Annotated in this window: 13 protein-coding genes; 5 read left to right on the top strand and 8 right to left on the bottom strand. The window is 34.7% G+C overall.

Going from position 1 to position 15,960, the window contains the following annotated elements:
• The first annotated feature begins 333 nt into the window (after window positions 1–333).
• Window positions 334–2,616, top strand: a complete 2,283-nt coding sequence (locus BW939_RS09805) for a cation:proton antiporter (protein WP_076451900.1) — start codon at window positions 334–336, stop codon at window positions 2,614–2,616.
• Between the two features lie 86 nt (window positions 2,617–2,702).
• Here the strand turns inward: BW939_RS09805 and murB are convergent, their stop codons facing one another.
• Genes murB through BW939_RS09790 form a run of 3 tightly spaced genes read right to left on the bottom strand, consistent with a single transcriptional unit; the run spans window position 2,703 to window position 5,414 of the window.
• Window positions 2,703–3,716 carry a UDP-N-acetylmuramate dehydrogenase gene (gene murB, locus BW939_RS09800; protein ID WP_076451849.1) on the bottom strand — a complete coding sequence of 338 codons (1,014 nt, stop codon included), beginning with the start codon at window positions 3,714–3,716 and terminating at the stop codon, window positions 2,703–2,705.
• Between the two features lies 1 nt (window position 3,717).
• Window positions 3,718–4,188, bottom strand: coding sequence for a hypothetical protein (locus BW939_RS09795; protein ID WP_084566639.1), 471 nt, complete (start codon window positions 4,186–4,188; stop codon window positions 3,718–3,720).
• Between the two features lie 26 nt (window positions 4,189–4,214).
• Complete coding sequence (locus BW939_RS09790; protein ID WP_076451847.1) at window positions 4,215–5,414, bottom strand: pyridoxal phosphate-dependent aminotransferase; 1,200 nt, start codon at window positions 5,412–5,414, stop codon at window positions 4,215–4,217.
• A gap of 266 nt (window positions 5,415–5,680) precedes the next feature.
• Here BW939_RS09790 and BW939_RS09785 point away from each other — a divergent pair, with 266 nt between their 5' ends.
• From BW939_RS09785 to BW939_RS09770, 4 genes are all read left to right on the top strand, one after another.
• A complete protein-coding gene (locus tag BW939_RS09785; RefSeq protein ID WP_076451846.1) occupies window positions 5,681–8,269 on the top strand; it encodes a T9SS type A sorting domain-containing protein in 2,589 nt (862 codons plus the stop codon).
• Between the two features lie 96 nt (window positions 8,270–8,365).
• Entirely contained in the window at window positions 8,366–8,821 is a 456-nt protein-coding gene (locus BW939_RS09780) for a DUF1801 domain-containing protein (protein WP_076451845.1), read from the top strand.
• A complete protein-coding gene (locus BW939_RS09775; protein ID WP_076451844.1) occupies window positions 8,799–9,440 on the top strand; it encodes a YiiX/YebB-like N1pC/P60 family cysteine hydrolase in 642 nt (213 codons plus the stop codon). Before BW939_RS09780 ends, BW939_RS09775 begins: the two co-directional genes overlap by 23 nt.
• Window positions 9,441–9,571: 131 nt before the next feature.
• A complete protein-coding gene (locus tag BW939_RS09770) occupies window positions 9,572–9,874 on the top strand; it encodes an NIL domain-containing protein (RefSeq protein WP_076451843.1) in 303 nt (100 codons plus the stop codon).
• A 59-nt stretch (window positions 9,875–9,933) separates the two neighbouring features.
• Here BW939_RS09770 and BW939_RS09765 read toward each other — a convergent pair whose 3' ends face one another.
• From BW939_RS09765 to BW939_RS09745, 5 genes are all read right to left on the bottom strand, one after another.
• Window positions 9,934–10,776: an SH3 domain-containing protein gene (locus BW939_RS09765; RefSeq protein ID WP_076451842.1), complete on the bottom strand. Its 843-nt coding sequence runs from the start codon at window positions 10,774–10,776 to the stop codon at window positions 9,934–9,936.
• A gap of 108 nt (window positions 10,777–10,884) precedes the next feature.
• Window positions 10,885–11,712 (bottom strand): 50S ribosomal protein L11 methyltransferase, encoded by an 828-nt coding sequence (gene prmA / locus BW939_RS09760; protein ID WP_076451841.1) that lies wholly within the window; start codon window positions 11,710–11,712, stop codon window positions 10,885–10,887.
• 308 nt (window positions 11,713–12,020) lie between these two features.
• Window positions 12,021–12,734 carry a 3-ketoacyl-ACP reductase gene (locus BW939_RS09755; protein ID WP_076451840.1) on the bottom strand — a complete coding sequence of 238 codons (714 nt, stop codon included), beginning with the start codon at window positions 12,732–12,734 and terminating at the stop codon, window positions 12,021–12,023.
• Between the two features lie 155 nt (window positions 12,735–12,889).
• The gene (locus BW939_RS09750; protein WP_076451839.1) at window positions 12,890–14,473 is read right to left on the bottom strand and encodes a calcineurin-like phosphoesterase C-terminal domain-containing protein; all 1,584 of its coding nucleotides are present in this window, start codon (window positions 14,471–14,473) and stop codon (window positions 12,890–12,892) included.
• A 28-nt stretch (window positions 14,474–14,501) separates the two neighbouring features.
• Window positions 14,502–15,950, bottom strand: coding sequence for a SusD/RagB family nutrient-binding outer membrane lipoprotein (locus BW939_RS09745; protein WP_076451838.1), 1,449 nt, complete (start codon window positions 15,948–15,950; stop codon window positions 14,502–14,504).
• Window positions 15,951–15,960 lie beyond the last annotated feature (10 nt).

The following is a 15,960-nucleotide window of genomic DNA, read 5'->3' as shown; positions in this document are numbered from 1 at the left end:
CTGTAATATCAACACGAAGCTCATACGGATTTTATCACTACTGCTCGTTTAGCACTCTTTTTTAAAATCATCAATACATTAATAGGCAGCCAATATCCGAAATTTTAGATTTTTAAGCATTGGAAGTATTCAAAAAAAAATACATCTATTATATAAATTTTCACTTCCTGAGTCTTTCATTATTGGTCATCAGGTAAAAGAAATCGTTTTTCTTCTTGCGTCAAAATAGTTTTCATTACATTATTTTTAGTATTTGTTACATTTCAAAAAAACAGAGTTCAAACATCCGTTTATTCTTATGAAATTTGCACTTTAATAAAATGACTAATGATTATGGGGAAATATAGAAATATTATTTTTTATGTAGCGACGATTATCTTTTTCTCGGCATTGATGTATTGTTTTTTTGTAGAAGGAAAAACCCTTGAAATTGGAGAAAAAATTCCGGTAAACAAAGCTACCGGAAATACGATGTGGGAAACATTTACCGATTCTTTTTTATCTAATCTGCATCATCCATTAGCACTTTTGCTTACACAAATTGTTACCATAATCATGGTGGCAAAACTATTCGGCTGGATCTGCGTTAAACTAAAACAACCTTCCGTTATCGGCGAAATGATTGCAGGTATTGTTTTAGGGCCTTCCCTTTTTGGTTTTTATTTTCCCGAACTTTCAGCATTTATTTTCCCGAAAGAATCCTTAGGAAATTTACAGTTTTTAAGTCAGATTGGTTTAATTCTCTTCATGTACATCGTAGGAATGGAACTCGATTTGAGTGTTTTAAGAAAAAAAGCACACGATGCAGTTGTAATCAGCCACGCAAGTATAATCATACCTTTTGCATTGGGAGTTGGTTTGTCTTATTTTATTTATAAAGAGTTTGCGCCGGAAGGAATTCAGTTCAGTTCATTTGCTTTATTTATAGCGATTGCAATGAGCATTACCGCATTTCCGGTTCTTGCAAGAATTGTACAAGAACGAAACCTTCATAAAACTAAAATTGGAACCGTTGTTATCACTTGTGCAGCAGCCGACGACATCACTGCATGGTGTATTTTGGCAGCCGTAATTGCGGTGGTAAAAGCAGGATCTTTTTCAGGATCTATTTTCGTAATTATCTTGGCGATTGTGTATGTTTTTATCATGATTAAAGCGGTGAGACCATTCTTACATAGAATTGCAGAATCTCAAAAAGGTAAAGGTTTTATAAGCAAAGGTTTAGTAGCCGTGTTTTTCTTAATATTGATTATCTCATCGTACGCAACAGAAGTTATCGGAATACATGCCCTGTTTGGAGCTTTTATGGCGGGTGCAATAATGCCGGAAAACGTGAAATTCCGAAACCTTTTCATAGAAAAAATTGAAGATGTTGCTTTAGTTTTATTGCTTCCGTTATTCTTCGTATTCACGGGTTTAAGAACACAAATTGGGTTATTAAATGATTTACATCTCTGGAAAATAGGTGGATTTATTATACTTACCGCCGTCATAGGAAAATTTGTAGGAAGTGCTTTAACGGCCAGATTTTTAAAATTAAGCTGGAAAGACAGTCTTACAATTGGTGCTTTGATGAATACAAGAGGACTGACAGAGCTGATTGTATTGAACATAGGATATGATTTAGGCGTTTTAGGACCAGAATTGTTTGCAATGCTCGTCATCATGGCATTATTTACCACGTTTATGACCGGACCTTGTCTTGATCTCATTAATTATTTATTTAAAGGAAATAAATCTTCATTGGAAGAGGAAGAAAATGACGAAAATGATGCGAAATACAGAATTCTTCTGTCTTTTGAAACTCCGGAATCTGGAAGTACATTGCTAAAACTCGCCGATAATCTCAGCCGCAAAATGCATAGTAACAAGAATATTACCGCCATGAATATTGCTCCTGTAGACGAACTGCACGCTTTTGATATAGAAGATTTCGAAAAAGAACAGTTTAAAAACGTCATTGAAACTTCAAAGGAGCTTTCACTTGAAGTAACAACACTCTTTAAAGTTTCTACTGATATAGAAAATGACCTTACAAGCATTTCAAATAAAGGAAATTACGATCTTCTTTTAATTATGCTCGGGAAATCAATGTATGAAGGAAGTTTGCTCGGAAGACTTCTCGGTTTTACCACAAAAATTATTAATCCTGAAAAACTACTCAATACCGTAAAAGGAAAAAGCAATATTTTTAATAATTCTCCGTTCGATGATTCTACTTTGCAGATTTTGGATAATACCAATATCCCCGTGGGTGTTTTGGTAAACAGAAAATTTGCTTCTGCAGACAGAGTTTTCATTCCAATATTTAATTTGAGTGATTTTTATCTGCTAGAATACGCAAAAAGACTGATTAATAATAACAATTCTCAGATTATTATCCTAGATATTGCAGGGCAGATAAAGAACAACATTGAGGTGAAAGAGCTCATCAGAAGCATCGAACAAGTGGCTCCAAATCACATTACTTTATACAACGAAAAACAAATTGAAAAAGATTTTCTGCAAGCTCAGAACCTGATGCTGATTAGCAAAAAAAGCTGGCGCGGACTGATTGATTCTAAAAGCCTCTGGTTATCTGACATCCCTTCCACTTTGATTATTTCTAATCCTTAATCTTTTGTTTACCATTAATAAAAAAGCATTCTTTTAACCTATTAAAAGAATGCTTTTTTATTATTTTAAAAGTAAATATCATCATTTTAAATAATATTCACTTCGCGCTCCAGCTCAATACCATATTTTTCTTTTACTGAATTAATAATTTCAGTCGAAAAATCGAAAATCTCTTTTCCGGTTGCATTTCCGGTTGCATTGATGATTACCAGAGCCTGAAGTTTGTGTGATGCAACATTTCCTATCTGCCTTCCTTTCCACCCACATTGCTCGATAAGCCAGCCGGCAGGAACTTTTACAAAATCTCCATTCGGATAGCCCTGAATATTTTCAAATTTTAATTTTAAATCTTCAAATTGAACCAAAGGAATCGTGGGATTTTTAAAGAAACTTCCGGCATTTCCCAATTCTTTAGGATCAGGAAGTTTGCTTTGTCGGATATTAATAACTGCTTTGGAAACATCCTGAATGGTGGGATTTTCTATTCCTAAATTGTGTAGTTCAGTTTTAATTACTCCATACTCAGTTTTGATTGTATGCTGCTGCGTTGTTAATTTAAAACTAACTTCAAGTATTACATATTTTCCTTTTTCTTCCTGCTTAAAAATAGAATCTCTGTAACCAAATCTGCATTTTTCGAGATCAAAAACCTTCAACTCTCCTGTTTCACGGTTTAAAACTTTGCAGCTTACAAAAACATCTTTAATTTCAGTTCCGTAAGCACCAATATTCTGCATGGGAGATGTTCCTACGTTTCCCGGAATAAGAGAAAGGTTTTCTAGTCCGCCATAGTTTTTATTTAAGCAGTGAAGCACAAATTCATGCCAGTTTTCACCTGCTTTTGCAGTAACCAGCACTTCATTATCATTTAAAATTTCCTCAGAAATTCCTTTTAAGTTTAATTTGATAACCACTCCTTCAAAATCTTTTGTGAAAAGAATATTGCTTCCGCCACCGAGGAAAAGAATTTGGAGGTTTGTAGAGCTGTAGAGTTGCAGGGTTTGGATTAATTCTTCTATAGAATTTACCTCTGCAAAATAGTTAGCTTTCGCTTCTACACCGAAGGTATTAAAAGATTGTAATGAAAATTGTTTTTCCATTTTATTGGTATTCTCTGGGAATAATTTTTTCGAGGTGAATTTTAAAGTTTTTGAGCTGGCGATAATTGTATTCGTCGTTGTAAGCATTTACAAAAACATAGGACGTACGACTGGTTTTGATTTGAAAAGTTTCATCTGCCTCCTCTTTTACCTGAACACTTTCAGAGCTTTTTATAAAGGCAAGCTGATTTATTTTCAATTTTCCGAAGATTTCTGCTTGATTTTTATCTGACAATGCCTTTTTCCAAGTTTTATGATCGTTTTTTGAAGTATTTCCGAGAGATAAAACTATGGAATCCTGAGTAATCTTAATGGTTTTATAATTTCCACCTCTTCCTCCTACTTTAGAAAAGATGACGTACTGTATAGTCTCCTCACCTGTTGTTTTTCTTTCAGATTTTGATTTTTCAGAACAAGAAAAAATCAGCAATAAAAGCATAGGAAAGAAGATTTTCAAACCAGATATTTTCATTGCTGATATTTATTTTTAATCAAAATTTATCTTTCGGAATTGTATTTTTCAAGTGCATCTCTAAGAATTTCGGCACTTCTGCGAAGATCCTGCTCTTTAAGAACGTAAGCTATTCTCACTTGTTTTTTTCCTAATTCTGGATCAGAGTAAAAACCTCCCGCAGGAGCAACCATAATAGTTTCGCCGTTATTTGTATATTTTTCTAGAAGCCATTGTGCAAAAACTTCAGTATCATCTACCGGAAGCTCAGCTACGCAATAGAAAGCACCTTTTGGTTTTGGGCAAATTACTCCCGGAATAGCGTTCAACTGTTCTACTAAGACATTTCTTCTATGGGTATATTCTTCTCTTACTGCTCTGATGTATGCTCCATCGTTTTGGTGTGCTGCAGTAGCTGCAATTTGACCTAAAAGAACGGGGCTTAATCTCGCTTGCGCAAAAAGCATTGCCGCATCATGAATTTTCTTTGAGCGAGTAACCAGACAACCGATTCTTACACCACACATTGAATATCTTTTGGATTCTGAATCTATGATGATACAGTTATCTGCTAATTCAGGAAAAGCCAGCATTGAAATTGGCTGTTTTCCGTCATAAACATATTCCCTGTAAACTTCATCAGAAATAATTACGATATCGTATTTTAAGGCAATTTCTGCTAATTTCTGAAGTTCTTCACGGGTGTAAAGATAACCAGTAGGATTTCCCGGGTTACAAATTATGATAGCCCTTGTTTTTGCCGTTATTTTTTTCTCAAACTCTTCAATTGGAGGAAGAGCAAAACCCGTATCAATGGTAGAAGGAACAGCTACAACATTTACATTAAATGTGCTTGTAAAACCATTATAATTGGCGTAATAAGGTTCAGGAATGATTACTTCATCACCATCATCGCAAAGAGTAGAGATTGCAAAATTCAAAGCTTCAGATCCTCCATTGGTAACGATAAAATTATCTGGTGTAAGATCTGTGAAATCCAGTGAATGATAGTAGTCTCTAAGTGCAGTTCTGTATTCTAAATTCCCTTCAGAAAGAGCATATTCTAATACTTTAAGGTCAATATTTTTTAAAGCCTTGAGTGCTGTTTCCGGGGTTTCAATATCGGGCTGACCGATGTTTAAGTGATATACTTTTGTACCGTTTTGTTTTGCTTTTTGAGCAAATGGAACCAGCTTTCTAACCGGTGACGCCGGCATATTCTGAGCTCTGTTTGAGATGTTTGGCATTATTTAGAATTTGTATCAGCAAAAATAATAAAATATTTTATCATCATACGATTTTATATGATTGAGAAAGCAAATAATAAGCATTAAATTCTATTTACGATAAAAACGTTAATAACTCAAAAATAATTTAAAATAAACCAATGCAACTGATTACAATTTAAATATATCTTAATATTATCCATATTTTATTTAAAAATATTTAAATAAAAAACCATCTGTATTGATTTATTTCATAGTTTTACATTAAACTTAAAAAAACTGTATTTATGAAAAAACTTCAACCAGCTCTTGTGCTGGGTGTGTTGGGTATTGCCATAAGCTCCTACACATCTGCACAGAACTATCAAACAATGCCTATTGCATCAGGTTTTAATGCAGATGTAATTGCAAATGGTGTTGGCCCATCGCTTTCCTCAACAAGTACTGATGTAGACGGAGTTTCTTTTACATTTATTTCACAGGATTTCCAGTCAACAATAACCAGCCCAGCCCTTACATACGGTCTGCCTGTTAATCAAACAATTAATAGTGTAGTTACTACAACACCAGGACTGAGCTATACTTTAGCAAATTACAGCGCCAACAACTCTCTGAAGCTTTCTAATCAAAATGACAGCGGAACATTGGTTTTTGCAACGCCGAAAGCGGCATTCAAACTCTATTTGCTCGCAACAACAGGAAGCGGTACATCTACCGTAACAGTAGTCGTAAATTTCACAGACAACACATCTCAAACTATCACAGGAGTGGTAATTGCAGACTGGTATAATACAGCAGGGTTTGCAGTTCAGGGATTTGGAAGAATCAACCGATCCAACGATGTACTTGAATCCGGAAGTGGTACTAATCCCAGACTTTATCAAAATATATTAAACATTGATCCAGCAAACCAGAGCAAACCAATCCAAAGCGTAACGATTACAAAAACATCGAGCGCTCAGGGTCATTCTAATATTTTTGCTCTTTCTGCAGATGCCTATTCAGATTGTGCGCCTCCAGCATTGAATGCTGTAGGTACACTTACACCAAGCACCGCAGCAATTTCTTGGACGCCCGCAAACGGTACTACTGCTACTGCGTACGATATATTTTATAGTACAACCAATACAGCACCTACCACTTTATCAACACCAAACCTAACTGGAATTGCAGGAAATTCAACTACAATATCCAGCTTAAACTCTAATACCACATATTACTATTGGGTAAGAGCTAACTGCAGTTCCGCAACAGCGCAAAGCGTATGGTCTTTCTCGGGAACATTCAAAACATTATGTGGCCCTGTGACTTCTATGGCAGAAAACTTTGACTCTTATACAACAGGTAATATAGTACCAGATTGCTGGGTAAGATTAGCTGGCACCACTGGCTCTATGACAATTTCTGCTTCAGCTCCTGCTTCAGGTACGCGAAACATTTATCAATACAGTACAGCATCACAGGCAACAAGCGTGGTTGTACTGCCAGAATTTTCTAATGTAAATGCCGGAACAAACTGGCTAAGATTGAAAGCAAAAGTTTCTGCAGCAACAGGCACTCTGAATGTAGGATATGTAACAAACCCTGCTGACGCATCTACATTTGTGCTTCTACAGGCATTAAGCATTAACAATACAGCGTACACTGCTGCTGATACAGAATATGGCGTGATTATACCGTCATCTGTACCTGCCAATGCAAGACTTGCAATAAAAAATACAGCAGATGCAAAATCTTATTATTGGGATGATGTATATTGGGAACCTAAGCCTACTTGCTTTGTTCCTTCCGCTCTGTCATCATCAAATATACTCACGAATAGCGCAAGCATAGCCTGGAATGCTCCTGCCACCGCACCAGGCGTTGGTTATGAATACTACTATTCTACAAACAATACTGCACCCACATCTGCTACAGCAGCTTTGGGAACAAGTACAACTCTTACAGCTCCTTTGAGTGGACTTTCTCCCGCCTCTACTTATTTTGTATGGATAAGGTCTGCATGCAGTACCACAGATAAAAGCACTTGGTACGGACCGGCAACTTTCACAACAGCCTGTGCTACTTTGAACGCACCTTTTACAATGGCATTTGATAGTGGAAATATGCCCAATTGCTGGACAAATACTAACCCATCATCAACATCAGCCACTTTGCTTTGGAAATTTTCAGGGTCTGCAGATTACGGAGCAAATTTAGCCAATAACGGAAGAGCTGCAGGAACTTACGCTTGGGTAGACGCCAGCTCGCCATACACTGGTGCCGGAACCAATACCATTTACCTACTTACACCACCAATCAGTTTAGCTGGTCTTACATCACCGTATATTTCGTTTGAATGGTTCAAAAATCATTCAACATCAACCTCAACAACCGTTTCACCATCTACTTATGATGATAACAGTTTAACTGTTGAAGTAAATGACGGAAATGGATGGGTAAACTTTTTCTCTGAGAAATCTAATGCAAATATATGGAGACCAGTTGGCATTACCCTGCCTGCGTCTTACGTAGGAGCAACCATTCAGGTAAGATTTAACGTGAACAAAAATGTCAGCGGAAACGGTTATTTTTACGATGATGTGTTGCTGGATAATGTAGAAGTAAAACAAAATCCTTTGCTTGCTACTAATGAGATTTCTTCTGCTAAAAAGAATGTAAAAGTTTATCCAAACCCTTTTACTGATTTGATTAATATTTCCGAGTTTAAAGACATCAAAACATTAAAAGTAACAGATGTTTCCGGCAGAAATCTTAAAACTATTGAGAACCCTGGTAAAGAAATTAATTTAAGTTCTCTGAACTCAGGATTGTATTTACTGAATATGTATTTCAATGATGGATCACAAAAAAGCGTGAAAATCATTAAAAAATAAATTTTTTTTGAATTATTATTTTAAACGGCTGTGCATATCTGTACAGCCGTTTTTGTTTAATTTAAATTTTGTTTATTTGAATAAAAAAAATCAATTATGCAAATACCTGCAGATTCTATAGCAGAATATTTATCTCAAATTCCCGAAGAAAGACAAGAAGCTTTCATAAAACTCTATAATACCATTAAAAAAAATTTACCTGATGGTTTTGAAGAAACCCTGAGCAGCGGTATGATTACTTGGAATGTTCCTTTGGAAACTTATCCCGCTGGTTATCATTGTACTCCGGGGAAATCGCTTCCATTTATCGCTTTGGCATCTCAGAAAAATTTTATTGCGCTGTACCACATGGGAATGTACGCCAATGATGATATATTGACTTGGTTTACAGAAGAATTTCCAAAATATTCTAAAAGAAAACTTGATATGGGGAAATCTTGTATAAGATTTAAACACAATAATGAAATTCCGTTTGATTTAGTTGCCGAATTAATCAAAAAAATGACCGTACAAAATTGGATTGATCTTTATGAAAAAAATATTAAACGCTAAATTTATTTTCCTTTTAGCAGCAATTCTCACTATTATAAACTGCTCATCTTCAGTGAAAAATGAATTACGAAATGGAGATTTACTTTTTGTAACGGCAAAAAATTCAGGATTATCTGGAGCAATTAATAACGTTACCCAAAAAAATAAGGATGAGAAATTTGATCACATCGGAATTTTAGAAATTAAAAACGGAAAGTTTTCTGTGCTTCACGCTTCGCCGAAAAAAGGATCGAACCGGCAAAATTTAAATGATTTTATTAAAGATCAGAAAAAAGATCAGCAGAATATTATAATCTACCGTATGAAACCGGAATTCATGAAAAGTATTCCAAATGCTTTATTGATGGCAGATTCAATGCTTGGAAAACCTTATAATTTCAATTATATTTTAGACGAAAACTCATTCTATTGCTCAGATTTTATCGAAAGAGCTTTTAGAAAAGATGAAATTTTCAAGCTTGAACCCATGACTTTCATCGATCCCAAAACCGGGGAAACCAATACATTTTGGCAAAATTTTTACGATAACAAAAACATTAAAGTTCCTGAAGGTGAATTGGGCTGCAACCCGAACGGATTGGCTAGTTCTGATAAAATCATGAGAATAAAAGAATTGTAAAACCATAAAAAAACTATCATCTGCATTTTTTATGTTAAAATTAAAAACTATTAGTCTATTAATTTTGTAGACTATTTATTTTTACTATTTTTGTTTTGTCTTTTAAGAGCCTGTTTAAAAATAATTGAGCCATGATTACAAAGCAACTATTTCTGCCACAGAAACACAACATTAACCATAAAGAACTTATTTTGGAAATAGAGCTTAATGGGAAAATGAAATTTGATATTCTCCTTAATGCAATCTATAATGAGATGGGGGTGCACTACAAGGTTGTAAATGCAAATGTAGAATACTTCAACGGAAATGATTTTGGCTCGTTCCAGCTTTATCTGAACACCACTAAGGAAGAGTTTGAAAATTTAGAATATTTTCTCAATAAAAATAAGTTACTGAATACCAATGTAGAATACCTATGCAAGAAGTATTTTTAATTTAGCAAATTCCATATAATTTTGATGAAGGCGTTTATTTCTAGATGAAATGAGCGCTTTTATTTTGCTTTGAAAGAATTTCCGTTCCAAAGGTAGGTTTTTGAAGCACGTTTAAATTTCTCGCGGTCTTTTTCGTCCTTTTCCATTTCTTCCATTTTAAAAACGAAGGTATTGGGAATTCCCCCTTTGTCATTAGGAAAAATAAACTTTTCTGAATGATAATATACATCCGCATCGCCCACATTCATCAGTTGAGGCAGTGCAATGAGTTTTTTATCTCTAAACAGAACATACTGATCATAACTTGCAATACCACAAGCCTCACCAGAAACCATCGCTTTTAAAGTGAAATCTACATCTTTAAGTTTATGATTGCTTTCCACTACAAAAGTTCCGTAGCTCAAACTTTCGCCAGAACCGGTTTCAAAGGGAACTTCATCCAAAAGAACATATCCTTCCAAAACCTTGATAGATGCATAATTCTGAGGAAATGAGCCATCAAAATCAGGATTTTTTTTATTGATTGTTTTAGTTATACCAAACAGAAAATCGTATCCATTTTTATTTCTAAATCCCACGGAGAGATTTCCACCCCAAAGAAAACCTTCAAAATTCTGATCTTCTTTTTGATATGATATTTTGTACCAATTAGCAGCTCTCTCACCTAATTTTAATATCTGTTCTTCCTTTTTCAGAATTAAAATCTGTTTATTTGTATGAAGCGAATCCAAAATCTTTGCATTCACATCTGGAGACTGGCGGACTCTGGACCAATCTGTAAAAATTTTCTGCGTTTTGTTTTCCTCAAATTGAAAAATGCCATTTGCATAGACATAATCACCATCTTGTGTAAAAAAAAATTGAACAAAACACACAAGGGCTAAAGTCAGAAAATTTCTCATTTTGTTTTAAATTTAAGTTGAAAGAAAAGCGTATTTATTACTATAATTAAAAGAATAAATATCACAAAATATTTTTTACATCATTAAACCTGCACAATATATAGAAGTCTATTTTTCCAAAAGCAGACTTACCCACTCTTCTCTCTGAATTTGTTTTTTGAGTTCAATATTATTTTCTCTGCAAACTTCCAAAATATCGTCTACATCGAAGAAACAAAGACCAGACAGCAATAATTTTCCACCATTATTCAAAACAGAAACATAGGTAGGAATATCTGAGATAAGAATATTTCTGTTGATGTTGGCTAAGATTACATCATAATTTTCTTTTCCTAAATTGTCTGCAGTTCCCAGTTCAATATCCAATTCTACGTTGTTTCTTACAGCATTTTCTTTTGAATTTTCAACTGACCATTCGTCTATATCAATCGCTTTGGTTTCTCCGGCTCCAATTTGTTTTGCATAAATAGCCAAAACCGAAGTTCCGCAGCCCATATCCAATACTTTTTTGTCTTTAAAATCAATATCCATCATTTGCTGAATCATCAAGTGTGTTGTTGGATGATGGCCCGTTCCGAACGACATTTTTGGCTGAATGATAATTTCGTGCATTCCCGGAACAGATTCATGAAACTCTGCTCTTATTAAAACTTTATCATCAATGTTAATGGGTTCAAAATTCTTTTCCCATTCTTCGTTCCAGTTGATATTGGGCATTTCCGTGAAAGTATATTCTATTTTCACTTCTTCATTCTGAAAAAGCGGCAGAGATTTCAACTCGTCTTCTGTAAACAAATCTTTTTGAATATATCCCAAAATACCATTAATTTCTTCGGTAAAACTGTCGAAACCTATCTCAATAAGTTCAGCCATTAATATATCACTCCAAGGTTGAAGCGGAGAAATTTTGAAATCGAATTCTAAATAATTTTGCATGTGAGTAATTTGTTGCAAAAGTAAATATTTAAAAAATTATAAATTGAAAGATTAATAAATTTAATCATTAAGATTAGATAAAACAGTAAGAGCATAAGGTTTTGGCTAAAGCTGATCTATTGACACAAAAAAAAAGCGGACTAAAGTCCGCTTCCATTGATTTTATTATTTGTAGTTGAAGAATTGCGTATTTTTAACTAACCTTCATCTTTTTGTTTCATGAAAACCAAGTACTTAAAGTACTTAAGAGAAAGAGAAATTCGGCATTTATAAAACTAATTTCTAACTTCTAAAATCTAACTTCTCAGCTAGGGGTTTGTAGAAAAAATAGAACCATTTGCAATTAAAGCACGTCTGTTCATTTTCAAAATATCTCTTACCCATTCTGCGAAGTCTTCCGGCTGAAGGACTTTATCCGGATTTCCGTCTGTTAAACCTCCATCAATCGACATATCTGAAGCAATTGTACTAGGCGTTAAAGTAACAACGCGGATGTTTTGCTTTCTCCATTCTGCCATCATGGATTGAGATAGAGAAACTACGGCCGCTTTTGATGCTGCATAAGCCGACATATTGGGACCTCCTTTCAAACCTGCAGTAGAAGCTACATTGATAACATCGCCCTCCCCTTTTGCTTTCATAAAAGGATAAACTGCTTTTGCTGCATAATATACTCCGAAAAGATTGGTTTTAATAACCTGTTCCCAAACTTCGGATGGCATTTCTTCAATAGAACCGAAATCTCCAATTCCTGCATTGTTTATTAAAATATCTACGCCTCCCAATTGTTCTGCAATAGACTCTATACCTGCTTTTACGTGTATTTCGTTATCTATACTGAAGACAGCGTAAGTTGCGTTCACTCCCAATTTTTGAATTTCATCAACAGTCATTTTAAGGTTTTCCTCATTTCTTCCTGTAATACCTATATTTACGCCTTCATTGGCAAGAATTAAAGCTACAGCCTTACCCAAACCTCTTCCTCCACCAGTAACGATGGCATTTTTTCCTTTTAAATTCATTATTCAATTTTTGATGGCACAAATTTACGAAACCATTTTTTTAAACAAACGTTTATTATTTTGATTTAAGTAAATAAGATGATTAGTAAATTCTATTTAATATAAAACCAGCTTACAAGTAAGCCGGTTTTAGAAAGTAACTATAAGTATTAAAATTAAGGAATAACAATCTTGTCTTTTACTTCAAAATTTTCTGAAGCTGTAAACTGATTTCCATACATATCTGAAGCTCTTACCTCCACTGTATGTTTTCCCAGAGTGAGCTTATTCCCAAATCCGCCAATCCATATATGTTTTGACAAATCCGGATTAGATGGTCTTCTTCCCGGGAAAAGCTCTTGCGTGGTGTCCCATTTAAAAACGGACTGGGCAAAATTGGGATCAATCGTTTCGTTATATTCCATAACTGTCCATTTGCCATTGTCTATTCTATATTCCACTTTGTCTTTTTTGCTTCCTATGAAGAAATTTGCCACTACTTTGGCTGAAGTTTTTGAAGGAAAAGGAATCACTTTCGGAAGGTATAATTTGATTTGATAATCTTCTGGTTTTCCAGCTGTTTTATATTTTACTTTATACTGATTGTCATTAAAACTGATAAAAGAATATCCTTTTGCAGTACCATCTCTCATCGTAGAAGTTGGCAACCCTATTTCGTCTGAAGTTCCGGACCACCAATCGCCGCAAGTAGTTCCTACATTATATTCATGAAGATCTTTCTCACCTTTCCAGCCTTGAGGCTTCCCGTAGAAAATCTGTTGCTGAATGTGTGTGTGCGCTGATAAGAGCAATGCATTTGCAAACGGTGAAAGTGCATCAAATAATATTTGGCGGTCTGTATTTCTGAAGTTGTCTTCATTGGTATGCTCCAAAGGAATATGAAAAGACACTACAATCAGTTTATTTTTGTCTACAAGCTTTAGATCATTTTGGATAAACTGAATCTGATCTTCACGGAAACCTCCCCAATATCCTTTTCCGTCTCTGGGATCGGGATATAAAATATCATCTAAAACCATAAAATGCACATTCCCATAGTTGAAAGAGTAATTTGCAGGACCGAAATTGGACTCAAAAGTTTCATCTGAAAGAATATCTTCTTTTGCTTCGTAATTCATGTCATGATTTCCCATTACATTGTACCACGGAAGCCCAATCTCTTTCATCGCATCTGCGTAAGGCTTTTGTAAACTTAAATTATCTCCCACCAAATCACCCAAACTAATTCCGAAAACGGCATTTTTCTTCGTACCTTTTACTTCATTTACAATTGCTCTCTTGAAATAATCTAATTCTTTCTCTGTGTAAGGTTGTGGGTCTCCGAAAACAAGGATGTCAAAATTTTTGCTTTCTTCCTGTTTTTCTAAAGCGAAATTAATTTCCTTTGGAAGCGCTCCCGTTGGTAAAACACCTTTATATTTGAAATCTTCAGGTGAACCTTTTGGTTTGTACTGATAATAATACTGTGGAAGATTGTTTGAATTTAAAGGCAATTTAAAACCAGAAGGTTTGATTACAAAAATAGTCTGATCTTGCTGAATCGGTAAGCTGTACCTTCCGTTTTTATCAGTTAATACCACCTGCGCTCCATTGGACACGGCTACGTTTTCAACTCCTCTTTCGCGGTTTTCTTTTTTATTATTTTTATTTAAATCTTCAAACACATATCCTGAAACAGATGTTTGAGAAAATGCCATTGCCGAGATTAATAAACTTGGTACTAAGAATTTTATGCTCATTTTACTTTTATTTTTTATTGAATTTCAATTACTGATTCCACCACATTTTGGTATTGATATTATCACCGCCCATATTTTGTGAAGCAGTAATATAATTATCATAGTTCTGAACTTTTGTAACGGTAGGATAAGGCATTCTCTGTGGCATTTTTCCGTTATTGAAAAGACCTCCGTTGTTTGGTAAAACCGGGAATCCTGTTCTTCTCTGCTCATACCATTGCTGATGATCTACAAAGAACAATCCTACGTATTTCTGAAGCATAATTCTTTCTAAAGTACCATTGTAAGCTACTTTAGGATTTGCAAAATAATTTGTTGGCATTGTACTTCCCCACTGTTCAATAGTTGCTTTTACAGCGTTTTCGTAGAAAGTCTGTGCATTTCCGGATATAATGCCCTTAAATGCCAATTCAGATAAAACAAACTGCAACTCTGCATAAGGCATCACTAAAATTTTAAGCGGAGCTTTTGCTAAATTTTGATTAAGATTGGAAGGTTGGTAATTGAATGAAGTTCCCAAGGCATAACCAGAAGGCGCGCCTTTGTAACCAATATTCGCATTTCCGGGGATAGATTTTGCCTGCGTGAAAAACATACTCAGTCTTGGATCATTATTGTCTACCAAAGTCTGAGTGAAAAACTCTCCTGTAGCACGGTATGCCGTAAAATCTTGTGGTCTTGCGATGGGTGGCATTAATGGTGCAATTCCCGAAATATCTAAAACGGCTCCGTCTGTAATACTTTGAAAAATAGGGTAAACAGTAGGATTGTTTACAATTTCAGCAATTCTTTCATTGATATTCAATTCGCCATTTTTCTTCAAAGCTCTTGTTAAAAGTCTTAGAGAAAGAGAATTACAGAATTTTTTCCATTTTACGATTCCTGCAACATTTGAATTTGCCTGAAAGAAAAGATCTCCTTCGCTTAAAGTTTTTGTAGTATCAAAAAGTGCGTTAGCTTCTTTTAAGTCATTCAAAAGGAATGTATAGATATCTTTTTGTTTATCGTACTTCGGTTTCATTATATTTTCTTCCAGACGAAGTGCTTCGGTCATCGGAACATCACCAAAAGCGTCAGTAAGATTTGCCATAATCCAAGCATTCAGAACTTTTGAAATCGCTAGATAATTGTTGTTGTTTTCTTTTTTGGCAGCTTCGTTGAGTTCTTTAACCTGTTTAAGCCATTTATAACTTGTATTCCAGTATCCGTTTCCTGTACTTTCTGTAAGATAGTAACGGCTCACTGTAGTTCCTTCATTTGGAAAAGATAGAGCGACCTGCATAATATCAAATGTAAAATCATCTGCTCTATTGTAACCGTAAGATCCCATATCATACTGAATAGGAACCAGAAAACTGCCTACAGAAGGATTTTTTATTTTACTGGTATCGGTATTGATTTCTTCAAAAGTTCTGTCACAAGAAGTAACACTTAAAATTGACAAAGCAATTGCGGTAGATAAAAATATTTTTTTCATGAGCTTGATT

The sequence above is a fragment of the Chryseobacterium piscicola genome (assembly GCF_900156685.1).
Lineage (GTDB): Bacteria > Bacteroidota > Bacteroidia > Flavobacteriales > Weeksellaceae > Chryseobacterium > Chryseobacterium piscicola.
Note: the sequence above shows the minus strand (reverse complement) of the source record. Positions and strands in the feature narration are given on the sequence as shown.

Bases quoted from the DNA above. Each gene is read 5' to 3' on its own strand.
- BW939_RS09805 (WP_076451900.1), top strand. From the start codon at position 334: ATGGGGAAATATAGAAATATTATTTTTTATGTAGCGACGATTATCTTT.
- murB (WP_076451849.1), bottom strand. From the start codon at position 3,716: ATGGAAAAACAATTTTCATTACAATCTTTTAATACCTTCGGTGTAGAA.
- BW939_RS09795 (WP_084566639.1), bottom strand. From the start codon at position 4,188: ATGAAAATATCTGGTTTGAAAATCTTCTTTCCTATGCTTTTATTGCTG.
- BW939_RS09790 (WP_076451847.1), bottom strand. From the start codon at position 5,414: ATGCCAAACATCTCAAACAGAGCTCAGAATATGCCGGCGTCACCGGTT.
- BW939_RS09785 (WP_076451846.1), top strand. From the start codon at position 5,681: ATGAAAAAACTTCAACCAGCTCTTGTGCTGGGTGTGTTGGGTATTGCC.
- BW939_RS09780 (WP_076451845.1), top strand. From the start codon at position 8,366: ATGCAAATACCTGCAGATTCTATAGCAGAATATTTATCTCAAATTCCC.
- BW939_RS09775 (WP_076451844.1), top strand. From the start codon at position 8,799: ATGAAAAAAATATTAAACGCTAAATTTATTTTCCTTTTAGCAGCAATT.
- BW939_RS09770 (WP_076451843.1), top strand. From the start codon at position 9,572: ATGATTACAAAGCAACTATTTCTGCCACAGAAACACAACATTAACCAT.
- BW939_RS09765 (WP_076451842.1), bottom strand. From the start codon at position 10,776: ATGAGAAATTTTCTGACTTTAGCCCTTGTGTGTTTTGTTCAATTTTTT.
- prmA (WP_076451841.1), bottom strand. From the start codon at position 11,712: ATGCAAAATTATTTAGAATTCGATTTCAAAATTTCTCCGCTTCAACCT.
- BW939_RS09755 (WP_076451840.1), bottom strand. From the start codon at position 12,734: ATGAATTTAAAAGGAAAAAATGCCATCGTTACTGGTGGAGGAAGAGGT.
- BW939_RS09750 (WP_076451839.1), bottom strand. From the start codon at position 14,473: ATGAGCATAAAATTCTTAGTACCAAGTTTATTAATCTCGGCAATGGCA.
- BW939_RS09745 (WP_076451838.1), bottom strand. From the start codon at position 15,950: ATGAAAAAAATATTTTTATCTACCGCAATTGCTTTGTCAATTTTAAGT.